The organism is Cohnella faecalis, assembly GCF_003570905.1.
Classification (GTDB): Bacteria; Bacillota; Bacilli; order Paenibacillales; family Paenibacillaceae; genus Cohnella; species Cohnella faecalis.
In genome coordinates this window covers 195,461-210,740 of sequence record NZ_QXJM01000039.1, presented here as the reverse complement: position 1 = coordinate 210,740, position 15,280 = coordinate 195,461, and the positions used below count along the sequence as shown (strand labels likewise).

The window sequence follows — 15,280 nt, the reverse complement described above, 5'->3', positions numbered from 1 at the left end:
CTCCATACGCGAATATGCTATCATTCACGAAGGTAAAGACAAGTTAAGGGGGTACTACCGTAATGATTAAAAAACCGAAATTAGCCGTTACCGCAATCGTAATGATCGCCCTCCTGCTCGCTTTGACGACAGCATGCGGCAAAAGAGTCGAGACTCCCGCAGCCGAGGGCACCAGCACCTCTTCAAGCGGGAATGGAGGCGCAGCCTCGTCCTCTCCCAGCGCAGAGCCGACGCCTACTCCTTCGCCGTCGTCTACCGATCCGTTGGACAACCCGAACCATTCGGATCAAAATCCGGTCGTCACAATCGAGATGAGCACCGGCAAGACGATCACCGTCGAGCTATACCCGAAAGTAGCGCCGAATACGGTCAACAACTTCATTTCCCTCGTCAAAAAAGGCTTCTACGACGGGCTCATTTTCCACCGCGTTATTCCCGACTTTATGATTCAGGGCGGTGACCCGGAAGGTACAGGCATGGGCGGCCCCGGCTATGGCATTAAAGGGGAGTTTTCGACTAATAAATTCACAAACGATTTGAAGCATACGCGTGGAGTCATCTCCATGGCGCGTTCCCAAAGCCCGGATTCGGCCGGCTCGCAATTTTTCATCATGGTCGCCGATTCCCCTTTCCTGGACGGCCAATACGCCGCGTTCGGACAAGTGCTGGAAGGAATGGACGTCGCCGACGAGATCGTGAGGCAGAATACAGCCGATCAAGATCGCCCGCTCGATCCGATGTCCATGACCAAAGTAACGGTCGACACGAAGGGCGTCGACTATCCGGAGCCGGAAACGATCAAGTAAGCCTCTGGAGCTGATTCGCGAACATTCGGCTGTACTCGCCGTTCCTCTCGATCAGCTCTTCGTGGCTTCCTTGCTCCGCGATGCCCCCTCTATCGACTACCATGATCGTATCCGCTCCCTGGATCGTATTGAGCCGGTGGGCGATGATGAAGCTCGTGCGTCCTTGCATGACGGTCAGCAGCGCGTCCTGAATGTGCAGCTCCGTCCGGGTATCGATACTGCTGGTAGCCTCGTCGAGGATCAGAATGGACGGCTTCGCCAGAATGGCTCTCGCGATTGCCAGCAGCTGTCTCTGCCCCTGGCTCAGATTGCCTCCGTTCTCCGACAGAACGGTTTCGTATTGCCGAGGCAGCCTTCTTATGAATACGTCCGCGTTTGCCATTGCGGCAGCTCTCGCCACTTCTTCATCGGTGGCGTCGGGGCTGCCGTATTTGATATTGTCCTTGATCGTGCCGGAGAACAGGTAAGTATCCTGCAAGACGATACCGAATGTTCGGCGAAGGCTGTCTTTCGTATACTCCCGAATATCGCGGCCATCGATCCGGATGCTGCCGCTCGTCACGTCGTAGAAGCGCGCAAGCAGATTGACGACGGTCGTCTTGCCCGCCCCGGTCGGTCCGACGAACGCGGTGCTGCTGCCCGAAGGGGCAACGAAGCTTACATCGTGCAAAATCGTGACGTCCGGGCGGTAACCGAACGACACTCGGTCGAATTCGACATGCCCCCCGGGTTGGACAGCGCGACAGCCCCCGACGGATCGGCCGGCTCCTCCTCCTCGTCCAGAACCTCGAACACCCTTTCCGCGCCGGCCACTCCGGATTGCAGAAGATTGAACACGTTCGCCAGCTCGTTAAGCGGCCGCACGAATTGCCGGGAATAGCTGATAAAGCTGGCGATGATGCCTATCGTAATCAGCCCTTTGACCGCGAGGATTCCCCCGACAATGGCTACGGCTGCGAAGCCAATATTATTGATAACGTTCATGATCGGCATGAGGAAGCCCGCCCGAATTTGCGCCTTGATCCCCACCTCGCTTAGCTCCCGGTTGACGGCGTCGAATTCGGCGATCGCATGCTCCTCGCGATTGAACGCCTTAACGACTTGTATGCCGGAGATCGTCTCCTCCACATGGCCGTTCAGCTTGCCGAGCCGATTCTGCTGCTCCTTGAACAGCGGGCCGGTCGAGCGGGCTATCGTCCGGGTTAACAGGAAGACGGCAGGAACCGTAATAAGACTGGCCAACGTCAAAATCGGGCTCATGACCAGCATCATGACGAGCGCGCCGACGATAGCTACCGAGCCTGTCATGACCTGCACGGCGGACTGAGCGATCGTGCTGCTGACGTTGTCGATATCGTTGGACATGCGGCTCATCATTTCCCCGTGCGAGCGCGAATCGAAGTAACGGATCGGAAGCTTTTGCAGCTTGGCGAACAGAGCTCCGCGAAGCCGCATGACAATGCGCTGGGATACGCCCGCCATCAGCCAGCCTTGCACGAAAGTCAGCGCCGCGTCCGCTATATAGGCGGCAATAAGCGCGACAAGAGCTATTTCCAGCATGCCGAAGTCGACCGGCCCGCCGCCGGCGGCCTCCATCGCGTCCACGGCTACTCCGATCAAATAGGGCCCGGCCAGGACAATCGCCGAATCGACCGCAACGATAACAAAGATAAGAGCAAGCAGTCTCTTCTCCTTGCCGAAATACGACCAGAGCCGAGCTAGAGTCTCTCTTAAATTTTTCGGTTTGGCGACAGGCCCCCGCCGCATTCCTCCGATGGGAGGACGGCCGGCTACCTGCACCGGCGGCATCGGAGGAGGCGGCGACGCTTCTTCTTTGCGAGCTTCGGAGAAAGCGGCTCCCGTTCTCCCCTCTATAGGCTCATTCGATTTGTTAGGCATGTCCCGCCGCCTCCTTGCCCGCCTGCGAGCGGTAAATTTCCCGGTATGTACGGCATTGCCGAAGGAGCTCGTCGTGCTTGCCCATGCCCGCGATCGCCCCATCGTCCAGAACGACGATCCGGTCCGCATCCATGACGGACGTAATTCGCTGTGCGATAACGAGACAAGTCAGCCCGCTTGAATAGCCTCGCAGTCCCGCCATGATCCGGGCCTCCGTCGCCACGTCGACCGCGCTCGTGCAATCGTCCAGAATCAAAATATCAGGACCCCTGACCAAAGCGCGCGCAATGGACATTCGCTGCTTCTGTCCTCCGGACAGATTCACGCCGCCTTGCCCAAGGAAAGTGTCGTAGCCTTCGGGAAAGGACGCAATGAATTCATGGGCCTGCGCCAGCTTCGCCGCAAGCACGATCTCTTCGTTCGATGCGGCCTCCTTGCCCCAGCGGATGTTCTCCGCCACGGTTCCGGAGAACAGCACCGCCTTCTGCGGAACGACCGCGATCCGCTCCCTGAGCGCTCGGGGCTCAAAGCTTCGTGCGTCCGCTCCGTTAACACGAACCGTGCCGGAGACCGCGTCGTAGAAGCGCGGGATGAGGCTGACTAGCGTGCTTTTTCCAGAGCCAGTCGAGCCAATGATGCCTACCGTCTCGCCCGGCAGACAAGAGAAGGTTACGTTTTTTAGCACGGGATCGCCGCCCGCTCCCTCGTAGGAAAAGACCACGTTCTCGAAGTCGATCCTTCCTCTGTCTCGCTCACTGAAGACCAATTCCGTCCTGCTGCGCCCCGCTAACGACGCGTTTTCCGCATCTGCCTCCGACCGTGTTTTCTCCGTTCCTATATTCCGATCGGTCTCCGAGAACACTTCGCCGATTCTATCCGACGATGCCTTGGCTCTCACATACATCGTGAATACGTTCGATATCATCATGAGAGAGAACAAAATCTGCGTCATGTAATTGATAAACGCGATAATATGCCCGACCTGCATATGGCCTTGATCGACCCGAACTCCTCCGATCCAGATGACCGCCGCGATGCCGAAGTTCACGGTCAACATGATGCCGGGCCGAAGACGGCCATGAGCCGCATCGCTTTCGTCGACTGGTCCCGGTATTCGCCGTTGACCGAGCCGAACTTGTCCGTCTCGTAGTCGAACCGGTTGAACGCCTTCACGACGCGTACTCCCGACAAATATTCCCGGGAAGCTCCGTTCACCCGGTCAAGCGCCTGCTGGACTTTGGCGAACAATGGAAATCCGATTCTCATGTTCATGACGATCAGAATGGAGACGAGCGGGACGACAACCGCCAGCACGACGGAAAGAGGGGGATTCAATCGCACCGCCATAATAAGACTGCCTATGCAAATAAGCGGCGCCTTCACAAAAATTCGCATCAAGCCGTTCACGAAGTTTTGTATTTGCGTCACATCGTTCGTTAGGCGGGTCACGAGCGACGCCCGGTCGAACTTGTCGATGCTCTGGAACGACAGCGATTGGATGTGGCGGAACAGGTTCGATCTCAGCTCGGCCCCGAATCGCTGCGACACATGGCTGGCAACTATGCTTCGCACGGTAGCCGCCACTGCGCCCGCAGCCGTCACGAGAAGCATGAACATGCCGATTCGGAAGACGATCGGCAGCTCCTTGTTCGCTACGCCCTCGTCGATGATCCGGGCCATAAGCGTCGGCTGAAGCAGATCGCACAACGTCTCGAACGTCAGAAACAGGAGAGCAACGAAGAATAGCTTCCAATAGGTACGAAAATAGGGGTACAAGTAGCGCACGATTGCTTCTCTCCTGTTCGAACGAAGGTTTCTTTCGGAACGGCCGGCTAAACAAGGCTTGTCCGTGCCGACTCAGCGATAATGTCCGTGTCGCGAGGAACACGGAGCTTATCGTATCGCTGATCTTTATTGTATCGGGTGTATCGCCCAACCTCAATTACGGCCCTACGATTGTCCGTTGGCCGGCCCGGACGAACTTGTTCGCCACAGACCGCTTGCTCGCCCGGCTTCGGACGGCTTTCGCCTTCCGTACCGCCCTCCCCGTCCTCAATCTTCCGCTTCTGGCAGACAACGGCTTGCGGTTTCGGGCTCTGCTCGCGGCTTTCGGCGCCGGAGCTTTCGCCGCCGGACTCGCGGAATCGGCAAGCGCGGACACGACGACTCCGTCTTCAGCAGGTTTGGAATCGGCAACTGCTGCATTCGCTTGCGGTTCTGTTGCGACTGCCGCTGCCTCGGTCTCCTTTTCCCCGTCTTCGATCTTGACGACCGGCAGCGCAGCCGCTCTCGCGGTATGAACCGCGCTTAGATTAATCTCCGCCGTTTTGCCGTTGGAATATTCGATTTCCGCCTCCTCTACCTTTTCCCAATCGACCTCTCTCAAAATTCTCGCGAGCGCTTCCTCCCGGTTGCCGACTTTATCGGGCTCCAGGCAATACGTCGCTTTTTTCCTTCCGTTTTTGTATTCGACTTGGACCTCGACGATCTTGTCGGACTCGTTCTTCAGCGCGTTTCTCATGATGTCGATTTTTTGCAAGGCGTATCATCCTTCCCTGTCCATTAGCCTTTTTCCGAGCTCTTGTTATCCTATTGCCTATGCTTGAATCGGTATAGGCTTATGATGCGGGACAAAGGCGGATTTGACGGGACAAAAGTTGACTCTTGCCGCATGCAATATCCACTCCTATACATGTCAACCCCCTCTTGTGAGACATATGCATACAAATAACCCTAAACCGCTCATGACAGGATGTGACGACAAAAGGAATGGAGCCCTACATCGTTCAGCCTTGGGATCATCTTACCGCTGCGGAGCTGCCCGGCATCGTGCTGGAGCAATATGTCCCGCCCGAGCTTGAAGCCATGGCCTATGAAGTCATGGAGCTCTACGACATGCGCGTCTCTGAAATGACCTTGATCACGTCCAAGCCGGACAAAGGCGGCGCCATCTGGAAGATCGTGACGAACCACGGGCCGCGAAGCATCAAGGTGCTGCATCGAGAGCCTTCCCGCAGTCTGTTCAGCATTGGCGCTCAGCAATATTTGGTCGAGCAGGGCGCTCGCGTTCCGCAATTGATTCCGACAGTGGAAGGCGCCCTGTACGTGGAAGCCGGAGGCAAGCTGTGGATCGTGACCGACTGGATCGAGCCTTTGATTCCGGTGTCCAAAGTGGACGTGGAAGGCGCGGCCTCGCTCTGCAACGGGCTCGGAGAATTCCATCGCATATCCAAGGGCTACGTGCCGCCCCCCAATGCAGGCAAGTCGTCCCGCCTGTACGGCTGGAAAAAGAACTATGAGAAAATAATCGCCAAAATCGGCTGGTTTCGCCACATCGCGGAAGCTTATCCGGAGACGGCCGCAAGCGCCCGCTTATTGTCCGTCGTCGACGAGTTCGAGCGGCAGGCGCTGGACATTTTCGCCCGCTTTCAAGAATCTCCTTACGGCCGGATGAAAGCGATGGGCGAGCCCTATTGGGGTCTGGCTCATCAGGACTACGGATGGTCGAACGGACAAATGGGACCGGACGGCATCTGGATTATCGACCTCGACGGCGTCGCTTACGATTTGCCCTTCCGCGATCTGAGGAAGCTCATTACGAGCACAATGGACGACATGGGCGTCTGGGATTTGACGTGGGTGCGCGGAATGATCGACGGCTACCATCAAGCGAATCCGATCGATCAGGAGATGTTCGAGCTTCTGTGGATCGACATGGCGTTCCCGAACGAATTCTATAAGCACGTCAAGGAAGTCGTGTTCGATCCCGTTACTTTCATGAACCTGGAGCTCGACCCGATCCTCCAGAGGGTCATGCTGACCGAGGCGAGCAAGTGGGAAGCGTTGACGCAGCTGGAAGCCGATAAAATCAAGTATGAGCCCGGCGATTATACGGCTCCGGAGCCTGTCGTGGACAGTCCTTTTGCCGTAATGGAATTTACGGTCGAAGGAGCTCCGCTCGCCGCGTTCGCGGCATCGGCCCCCGCTATGGATCCCGTTCTAGCGCCCGCGGTTTTCGAGCCGCCGCTCGTTCCGGCCGCAGCGGCGGCAGCCGCCGCGGATCCGGCTGCCGTCCCGCCCGCCGCCGTGCCTCTCGTCCGGCTTGTATCTCAGGCGCCGCCTGCTAGAACGCCTGCGGCAGCCGCATCCGTTCGAACTCCTGCCGCCGTCGGTGCCGAGAACGATCCTCCGGCCCAACCGCGCAGACGGCGCAAAGCCGCTCGCAAACGGAAACGGAGCAAATCCGTCAAAACCGCACCCTCTCGTCTTAAACGCAAATCCACTCGAAGAAAATCCGCAACCCCGCTTGTCGCCGTACGAAAAAGAAAAAAATCGTCTCGCTCCTCGCGGCGACCGGCTAGCGCTAATGCCAGGTCGAAACGGAGCAGGACGACTCGAAGGGTGAGGGCGCAGTGAACATATTGATGATCTGCACGGAAAAGCTGCCTGTCCCCAACATTCGCGGCGGCGCAATCCAGACTTATATCGGCGGAATATCCGGAATCTTAAGCCGGCATCATCGGCTGACGATTCTCGGCAGAAGCGACCCGGAGCTGCCGGCGGAGGAAGCTGCGGACGGCGTTCGCTACGTCCGGGTCGACTCCGACGGCTTGCTGAACGTGTATACCCAGGGCGTTGTCGAGTTTCTCGCTCGCAGTCAGGAAGTCTACGATATCATCCATATTTTCAATCGTCCGAAGCTCGTTCTTCCCGTCCGTCAATTCGCTCCGGCTGCCCGAATCATCCTGAGCATGCACAACGACATGTTCTCTCCCGAGAAGCTGTCCCGCGCCGAAGGAGTTGCCGTGCTCGAGAATACGGAACGAATCGTCACGATAAGCAACTTCATCGGCAGTTCGATCTGCCGCTACTATCCGGAGGCGGCTCCCAAAATCAGAACGATCTATTCGGGCGTCGATCTGTCGCGCTTCGCCCCTTGGCTGGAATCGGATTTTGCCCGGCAAGCCCGGCAAACCATTCGCTCGCAGCATCAGCTCGACTCGAAAAAAGTCATTCTCTTCGTGGGCCGTTTGTCGCGAAACAAAGGTCCCCACGTTCTCGTAAGAGCCATGTCTCAACTTAAGCATCCCGATGCCGCGCTTGTCGTCGTCGGTGCGGCTTGGTACAGCGACGACTCGGTCAGCGATTACATCGCCTATATTCGGGCCATCGCCGCCCGCAGCAAGATTCCGGTCGTTACGACCGGCTATGTGCCGGCGCACGAGGTTCACCAATGGTTCTGCGCGGCGGACGTCTTCGTCTGCACATCCATATGGGATGAGCCGCTGGCGCGGGTTCATTATGAGGCGATGGCAGCCGGACTTCCGTTCATTACGACCGCACGCGGCGGCAACCCGGAAATCGTGCGGGACAACAACGGCCTGCTCGTACAAAATCCGGAGGATCCGCTTGAGTATGCAGGAGCGCTCAACCACATTCTGTCCGACTTAAACGCCGCTCGCCAAATGGGAATTCGCGGACGGCGGATGATAGAGAACCATTTCACATGGGAGCATGTAGCTGGCAACGTATTGAGCGTCTGGGAACAGCGAGGGTAGGTGCAAAAGGGCTGTCTCCAAGCCGTCAGGCTGGGGACGGCTTTTTTCTATGGTTTCGTTGGTTTGTGGGAGCTCGTACCACTGTGGCGCGTCCGGACACACTTTTCGACGAATGTGTGGGCACTCGTACCACTGTGGCGCGTTCGAGTGCTTTATTCGGCGAATGTATGGGAGCCCGTACTACTGTTGCGCGTCCGGGTGCTTTATTCGGCGAATGTATGGGAGCTCGTACCACTGTTGACGCGTCCGGACACACTTTTCGTTGGATGTGTGGGAGCTCGTACCACTGTGGCGCGTCCGGACACACTTTTCGATGAATGTGTGGGCACTCGTACCACTGTTGACGCGTCCGGACACACTTTTCGATGAATGTATGGGAGCTCGTACCACTGTGGCGCGTCCGGACACACTTTTCGTTGGATGTGTGGGAGATCGTACCACTGTGGCGCGTCCGGACACACTTTTCGATGAATGTGTGGGAGCTCGTACCACTGTGGCGCGTCCGGACACACTTTTCGATGCTCGTACCACTGTTGATCGTCACGACCTAAAATAAAAGACGAAAAGAGCAGCATATCAAACCTAAGCTGCTCTTACGTGAAGTCAGATCTTAAGAGATTAGGAATGAGCACCGGACGGATGGCTATGCCAGCCGAACGATCGTCATAGTAGCTCCCCCTTGAACACTGAAGCCGCTCGTATTTACGAGTGACAATGTGCTTGCGGGTCCTACTGGCGTATTAAAAATGCCCGTACCCGCCGCGGTAGCTTGCTGACCGCCGAATGGCGAGCTTGAGAAGCTTGCCGCGCTAAGGGTTCCGTTCAACGACAACTGAAATTGCGCATTAACATTCGCTGCAATACCTTGAATGCTGTCCACTTCATAAACAACCAGATAAGTGCCTCCGCCTTCCAGAAAAACTTGCGAGTCCGATCCAACTGTCCTCGTAATGCTGGTACCATTAATAAGAACATTATTGCTAAATAGAAATGGTTCGTTAGAATTTACACTTGCAAATGAGGCATCGACAAATGCATTGTTAGCCGTTACCGTTGGCCCTGTGGCTCCTGTTGCGCCTGTTGCCCCCGTTGCTCCCGTTGCACCGTTTTCTCCCGTTTCGCCCGTAGCACCTGTGGCTCCTGTCGCTCCGGTTGCTCCCGTTGCACCGTTTTCTCCTGTTTCGCCCGTAGCACCTGTGGCCCCTGTCGCTCCAGTTGCTCCCGTTGCACCGTTTTCTCCCGTCTCACCCGTTGCACCTGTGGCTCCTGTCGCTCCGGTTGCTCCCGTTGCTCCGGTTACTCCCGTTTCGCCCGTAGCACCTGTGGCTCCTGTCGCTCCGGTTGCTCCCGTTGCTCCGGTTACTCCCGTTTCGCCCGTAGCACCTGTGGCCCCTGTCGCTCCGGTTGCTCCCGTTGCACCGTTTTCTCCCGTTTCGCCCGTAGCACCTGTGGCTCCTGTCGCTCCGGTTGCTCCTGTTGCACCGTTTTCTCCCGTCTCACCCGTAGCACCTGTCGCTCCTGTTTCGCCTGTCGATCCCGTGGCGCCTGTCGATCCTGTCCCCCCGCTTGCCCCGGTTCCTCCCGCATCGCCTGTTGCACCTGTTGGTCCCGTAGCTCCGGTTGCACCTGTGGCTCCCGTTGCACCTGTCGCCCCCGACGCTCCCGTCGCCCCAGTTCCGCCAGTCGCTCCTGTAGCTCCGGAAACCCCGCCGCTTCCGCCTGTAGACCCTGTCGGCCCAGTGGGGCCAACGGAAATCGGAGTGTTCAAGATACTTTCCAGACTGTTTTGGAGAATCCACTCTTTTTTCGTAACTTCCTTAATGGTGTCTCGTACGCTTTCATTCACAAGCAGCAAATCGCTGATCGAGGTTATAACCGGAGCAGTTGCTCCCGGCAGCGTCCCAAGCACGTATTGCAGCTTCTCTCCCTCGGCATTCAAAATATGACTGAGACCCAATTCCTCCAGAGCGATGGAAGACAGCAGCAAATTAATGGCATCTTCCCTTGTCAGAGTAATATCAGGCGTAATGTTAGGTATATTGGACTGTGACAAGCTAATCGCACTCCTTTGCATTGAATTGTTGTATACTATGAAGCTTTAACCAAGCCCGCAAGGGATACTTGGGAGTAAAATACCGATATACGGACGGTACACTTCGACTAATTAGCGAGTAAGATGGGACATCACTCCATTCCGAAGCGGAGGAACCGTCTATGAGCCTGGAAGTTACTTTTGTCAAAATGACACCTTGGGCAATCCCGCCAGTCAAAGAGAAGCTCGTCGTCCATCCTGTCCCTGACGAAGATTTTCGCTGGATCAAGCAAAGACGGGTGAAAGGCGCGTGCTGGCCATACCGGGCCGCCAAGGAGCTGGGATGGACGATCCGTTCACCGATCGATGTGGACATTGAACCCGTATCCGAAATGCAAATTACGACGGAAAAGCCTGAAGAAATTGCACAAATTCAACATTTATCCGGGATAAGTTACTGGCAGCAAAGAGAGAACATTTACTTGGGCGTCAAGCCCTCCGGTTGGTTTCAGCTTCATCAATTCAAAGTCCGGAACAACTGGTATCAAATGTTTATTCCGAACGGGGAAGGCACTTTTGAATGGAGATTGGGCTGGAGTATCAAAATCCCGAACGAGCACGTGCTGTTATTTCAGCCGTTGGAGGATACGGACAGCAGCTTTGTTGTGCATCCCGGCCTTCTTACCGCGAAGGGGCTGGAACGTTTTCATAGCGGCCTTGGGCTTCCCATTGCATTCGAACCGAGACAGACGAGACGGATCCGGCGCAACGATCCGCTCGCCAAACTATTGGTGCTGCATCAATCCGCTCTCTCGTTGAAAGATACCGTAATCGAAGTCGAATAGTCAGTCAGTGCCGCCAACTCAATTCGTATGTACATTCCAAAAAAAATGATTTAAGGGGCTACCCCTTAGGTCCATAATGACCGTTCGGGATAGCCCCCATACTCTTTCCGGACACTCAGTCTTTCTCATCATCGTCATCGTCGGTATAATCATCATCGTCATCGTCGTCTTCGTCATAGTCATCATCTTCGTCGACGACGATCGCTCCCCCGATTGTCTCCGCTTCCTCTTCGTCTCCGTCGCCATCATCGTCTTCTAATGCGGCTGTATCTTCCGGTTCTTCGCCCTCTTCGTCTTCGTCTTCGTCTTCGTCATCGACTTCGCCGTCTTCATCGTCGTCGATATCTTCATCCGCGTCTACCGCGACCGCTTCGCCCTCGGATTCCGCTTCAGCTTCCTCATTTTCATCCACTGCGTCACCCTGGTCATCTGTATCTGTATCCGCACTCACGTCATCAATCGCATCCTGGAGCGCCACGAACGCTTCCTCCCGGGCAGCGCTTCCTGCAATCCCTTCAGCCAGATTATCATCATCGTCATCATCGTCGTCTTCCCCTTCGACCTCAAGGTCGACTTCGATTTTGTCGCCGTTCTCATACTCGATCTCGACTTCCTCGGCGGCATCCCAATCGATATCCGCGAGAATCGACTCCAGCAGCTCTTCCCTCGTCTCCGTCCCTTCAGCTTCGAGCGAATAGGCCACCTTATCGCCATTTCGAAACTCGACTTCGAGCTCGATCGCATTAACGTCCTCTATCACCTTGCGAACCAAATCCGCTTTGGACATAACCGTTCACCCTTTCGTCCCTCAAAAAATGATTTTCAAATCCCTACATACTATCCCAATCCGCCTGTTCCGTTTGGGCATTTGCGGTTCGGACGAGGGCGGAATTTTTGGACTCGTCTATTTTTACATTCCTCTAACACTCGCCCTGTCCCGTAACGCGTTCAGGCATACTTTATAATTACATTTCATTCAGACAAGGAGCCTACCGCTTATGAAAGGTCTCATCCTCGGTGCAGGCAACGGATCCAGGCTTCAGCCCTTTTCCCAACTGAAACCCAAAGTCTTGCTTCCCGTGATGAACAGGCCAATGATCGGCTACTGCATCGACAAACTGGCCGAATTGGAACTGAAAGAAATCGGAATCGTCATTCAATCGAGGCACGAAAAGCTATTTCGCGATGAAATCGGTACAGGCAGACGGTGGGGCGTATCTATTACTTATATTTTTCAGGACCAGCTTCTTGGAGTTGCGGATGCGGTCAAGCAAGCAAGCTCCTTCATCGGAGACGACTCCTTCCTGCTATTGCTGGGAGACAACCTGATCGAGCAGCCGCTTACCGCGTTGCGCGATGCCGTCGTCCGAGACGGGCACAACGCTTCAATCCTGTTAGGCCCCGTTGCCTCGCCGCAGGAGTACGGCATAGCGGAGGTTGTGAATCATCGAATCGTCAGCTTGGAGGAGAAGCCGCTTCACCCCAAATCCAACTTGGCCATCGTAGGCGCTTATGCGTTCGGGCCGACCGTTTTCCGCGCTATTGATACACTCTCTCCCTCCGTCAGGGGCGAATTCGAAATAACGGACGCCATCGGAGCTATGATTCGTCTTGGCGATTCCGTCTCGTATTGCATCACGACGCAAAAGCATCTCGACATGGGAAGGCACGAACGCTGGCTTGAGGCGAACCGCTGGATGCTGAAGCTGTCCCAAGAAGCGCGGCGAAAAGCTGCCATGGCCAAATACAAGGGATGCACCTTCATCGAACCGGTAGCCATCGCGGAAAACTGCAAGCTGGAGGGCTGCATCATCGGTCCCAACGTGACGGTAGGACCGAACGTCGAGCTGACGCAATGCCTGATCGCCAACAGCATCGTTCTCGAAGGGACGCACCTGACAATGAGCAGCCACAGCAGCTCCATCATCAGCCCGATCGCCACGTTCAGCCTGCGGAACGGAGGCGGGTCCGATTGGACATCATGATGATAAGGCGCGGACGGGGGGAACAGGCCGGACGGCAAGAAGATGACCGCCTTGGGCTATCGCTGCATCGGAGTTCGAGTCGGCCGAGGCTAGGAGGTTCAGACCGTGAAAATCATCGTAACTGGCGCGGCGGGGTTCATCGGCTCTCATCTGTGCGAGCGTCTGCTGCGGGACCCTTCGAACGAGATCGTTGGAATCGATTGCTTCCTTGACTCCGGTACGCCTCCTTGGATCCGCGAACGGAATATCCGCGATTTGCTTGCTCACCCGCGATTCGCGATGCACAGGAGCCACTTGCTGCAAATCGATTGGGATCCCATCCTTCCGGGAACCGACGTCGTCATCCATCTGGCGGGAGTACCGGGCGTACGATCCAGCTGGGCGGCGATTTTACAGCCTATGTAACAAACAATGTACTGGTGACACAATCGCTGCTGGAGGCGTGCCGCAAACACCCGGTGCGCAAATTCATATACGGGTCGACCTCATCGGTGTACGGGGAAAAAACGGGGAAAGTATCGGAAGACGCAGAGGTAGTCCCGCTATCCCCCTATGGAGTCAGCAAATTGTCGGGCGAGCATCTGTGCCGGGTCTATCAGCTTAACGATGCGCTTCCCGTTGCGATATTGCGTTTTTTTACCGTCTATGGACCGAGACAGCGGCCGGATATGGCATTCCACCGGTTCATCCGGCGGATATTGGCGCGCGAGCCGATTCCCGTCTTCGGCAACGGAGAGCAATCCCGCGATTTTACGTTCGTCGAGGATTGCGTCGCCGGAATCGCAGCTGCGGCGTATGCGGACGGCATTCTGGGCGAGACGATCAACATCGGCGGCAAGGAACGCGCTTCGGTCCTGCAATGCGTCTCCCTGCTGGAGGAAGCGTTCGGGAGTCCCGCACACATCGAGTTCGCAGGGCCTGTCAGCGGAGAACCGCACAGCACGTGGGCGGACATCTCAAAAGCCCGGCGTCTGCTCGGCTATGATCCGAAAGTCAGCCTGCGGGAGGGCTTGCGCCGCGAAATTGCCGATTTGCGGGACTTGTACACAGGCTTGCTATAAAAGAACCCGTCCGGGAGCTTATAGCTCCGGACGGGTTCTTGTCGCATATGCCAAAGCTGCCCGATCGCGCAGCTTAGAAGTTGAAATTGTCCGGATCGGGGCCGACACGCTCATTGCGGTTCAAAGAGTCAATGGACGCCATGTCTTCGTCGCTCAGCTCGAAGCCGAACACGTCGGCGTTCTCGACGATCCGCTTTTCGTTAATGGACTTCGGAATGGTCACGACGCCGTTCTGCAAATCCCAGCGGAGAACGACTTGGGCGACGGATTTGCCGTGCTTGGCCGCGATTTCCTGCAAGACCGGATTGTCGAGTATCTTGCCTTGCGCCAGTGGAGACCAGGCTTCCAATTGAATGCCCTTGCTCTTGCTGAACACGAGAAGCTCCTTCTGATTGAGCAGCGGATGATACTCTACTTGGTTGACGGCCGGCACGATTTCGGCATCCTGCAGCAGATCCTCTAGGTGGTGGACATGGAAGTTGCTCACTCCGATCGCTTTGACTTTTCCTCCGCGATACAGCATTTCGAGCGCTTTCCACGTCTCCTTGTATTTGCCCTTAACCGGCCAATGGATCAAATACAAATCAATGTATTCAAGCTGAAGCTTCCGTAAGCTTTCCTCAAACGCGCGAAGCGTGGATTCGTAGCCTTGATCCGAATTCCATACCTTGGTCGTGATGAACAGCTCTTCCCTGCTCAAGCCCGTTTCCAGAAGCGCTTCGCGGATTCCTTGACCGACCCCGTCTTCGTTCCGGTAGACGGCCGCCGTATCGATGCTTCTATACCCGTTGCGAATAGCCGCTTTTACGGACGCGACGACTTCTTGTCCTTCCTCGACCTTGAATACGCCCAATCCGAACCATGGCATCTTAACCCCGTTGTTGAGCAGCGTCGTATCTTGCAAGTGGTTTGGCATTTTCGTTTCCTCCCGTTCTTTTCTTCCTGTAATTGTCTGTCGTTGTTGATACATAAAACGATTTATTCGTCCTATTTGCCCCTTATGGTCATAACTGCGGCGCAATAAGACGATTTTTTCGTGTTATTTCTCTTTTGTTACCCAATTTGGGGACATTGTACGGGCAATAGAACGATTG

General features: G+C 55.9%; 9 protein-coding genes and 3 pseudogenes. 6 read left to right on the top strand and 6 right to left on the bottom strand.

What is annotated here, in order from left to right:
- Positions 1-62: 62 nt before the first annotated feature.
- Positions 63-806, top strand: coding sequence for a peptidylprolyl isomerase (locus D3H35_RS13860; RefSeq protein ID WP_119149918.1), 744 nt, complete (start codon positions 63-65; stop codon positions 804-806).
- Here the strand turns inward: D3H35_RS13860 and D3H35_RS13855 are convergent.
- The 3 genes and pseudogenes from D3H35_RS13855 to D3H35_RS13845 form a co-directional block, all read right to left on the bottom strand.
- Positions 799-2,615: pseudogene (locus D3H35_RS13855) on the bottom strand (ABC transporter ATP-binding protein). The gene D3H35_RS13860 and the pseudogene D3H35_RS13855 sit on opposite strands and share 8 nt — an antisense overlap.
- 82 nt (positions 2,616-2,697) lie before the next feature.
- Positions 2,698-4,490 (bottom strand): annotated as a pseudogene (locus D3H35_RS13850) (ABC transporter ATP-binding protein).
- 157 nt (positions 4,491-4,647) lie between these two features.
- A complete protein-coding gene (locus D3H35_RS13845; protein ID WP_119149917.1) occupies positions 4,648-5,244 on the bottom strand; it encodes a hypothetical protein in 597 nt (198 codons plus the stop codon).
- Positions 5,245-5,474: 230 nt separating this feature from the next.
- Here D3H35_RS13845 and D3H35_RS13840 point away from each other — a divergent pair, with 230 nt between their 5' ends.
- Positions 5,475-7,121, top strand: a complete 1,647-nt coding sequence (locus tag D3H35_RS13840; RefSeq protein WP_119149916.1) for a CotS family spore coat protein — start codon at positions 5,475-5,477, stop codon at positions 7,119-7,121.
- The gene (locus D3H35_RS13835; RefSeq protein ID WP_119149915.1) at positions 7,118-8,263 is read left to right on the top strand and encodes a glycosyltransferase family 4 protein; all 1,146 of its coding nucleotides are present in this window, start codon (positions 7,118-7,120) and stop codon (positions 8,261-8,263) included. Before D3H35_RS13840 ends, D3H35_RS13835 begins: the two co-directional genes overlap by 4 nt.
- Positions 8,264-8,906: 643 nt before the next feature.
- Here the strand turns inward: D3H35_RS13835 and D3H35_RS13830 are convergent.
- On the bottom strand, positions 8,907-10,316 hold the full coding sequence (locus D3H35_RS13830; RefSeq protein WP_233567932.1) for a collagen-like protein: 1,410 nt from the start codon (positions 10,314-10,316) through the stop codon (positions 8,907-8,909).
- 161 nt (positions 10,317-10,477) lie between these two features.
- On the opposite strand from D3H35_RS13830, the gene D3H35_RS13825 reads away from it, so the two are divergent.
- Positions 10,478-11,140, top strand: coding sequence for a hypothetical protein (locus D3H35_RS13825; RefSeq protein WP_119149914.1), 663 nt, complete (start codon positions 10,478-10,480; stop codon positions 11,138-11,140).
- 115 nt (positions 11,141-11,255) lie between these two features.
- Here the strand turns inward: D3H35_RS13825 and D3H35_RS13820 are convergent, their stop codons facing one another.
- Positions 11,256-11,927 carry a hypothetical protein gene (locus tag D3H35_RS13820; protein ID WP_119149913.1) on the bottom strand — a complete coding sequence of 224 codons (672 nt, stop codon included), beginning with the start codon at positions 11,925-11,927 and terminating at the stop codon, positions 11,256-11,258.
- Positions 11,928-12,138: 211 nt separating this feature from the next.
- Here D3H35_RS13820 and D3H35_RS13815 point away from each other — a divergent pair, with 211 nt between their 5' ends.
- Positions 12,139-13,125 carry a sugar phosphate nucleotidyltransferase gene (locus tag D3H35_RS13815; protein ID WP_119149912.1) on the top strand — a complete coding sequence of 329 codons (987 nt, stop codon included), beginning with the start codon at positions 12,139-12,141 and terminating at the stop codon, positions 13,123-13,125.
- Positions 13,126-13,230: 105 nt separating this feature from the next.
- Positions 13,231-14,186: pseudogene (locus D3H35_RS13810) on the top strand (NAD-dependent epimerase/dehydratase family protein).
- Between the two features lie 73 nt (positions 14,187-14,259).
- Here the strand turns inward: D3H35_RS13810 and D3H35_RS13805 are convergent.
- Complete coding sequence (locus tag D3H35_RS13805; protein WP_119149911.1) at positions 14,260-15,102, bottom strand: aldo/keto reductase; 843 nt, start codon at positions 15,100-15,102, stop codon at positions 14,260-14,262.
- Between the last annotated feature and the right edge of the window lie 178 nt (positions 15,103-15,280).

What these genes read in the sequence shown, in the direction of transcription:
- D3H35_RS13860 (WP_119149918.1), top strand. Translation starts at nt 63, where the DNA reads ATGATTAAAAAACCGAAATTAGCCGTTACCGCAATCGTAATGATCGCC.
- D3H35_RS13840 (WP_119149916.1), top strand. Translation starts at nt 5,475, where the DNA reads ATGGAGCCCTACATCGTTCAGCCTTGGGATCATCTTACCGCTGCGGAG.
- D3H35_RS13820 (WP_119149913.1), bottom strand. Translation starts at nt 11,927, where the DNA reads ATGTCCAAAGCGGATTTGGTTCGCAAGGTGATAGAGGACGTTAATGCG.
- D3H35_RS13825 (WP_119149914.1), top strand. Translation starts at nt 10,478, where the DNA reads ATGAGCCTGGAAGTTACTTTTGTCAAAATGACACCTTGGGCAATCCCG.
- D3H35_RS13805 (WP_119149911.1), bottom strand. Translation starts at nt 15,102, where the DNA reads ATGCCAAACCACTTGCAAGATACGACGCTGCTCAACAACGGGGTTAAG.
- D3H35_RS13815 (WP_119149912.1), top strand. Translation starts at nt 12,139, where the DNA reads ATGAAAGGTCTCATCCTCGGTGCAGGCAACGGATCCAGGCTTCAGCCC.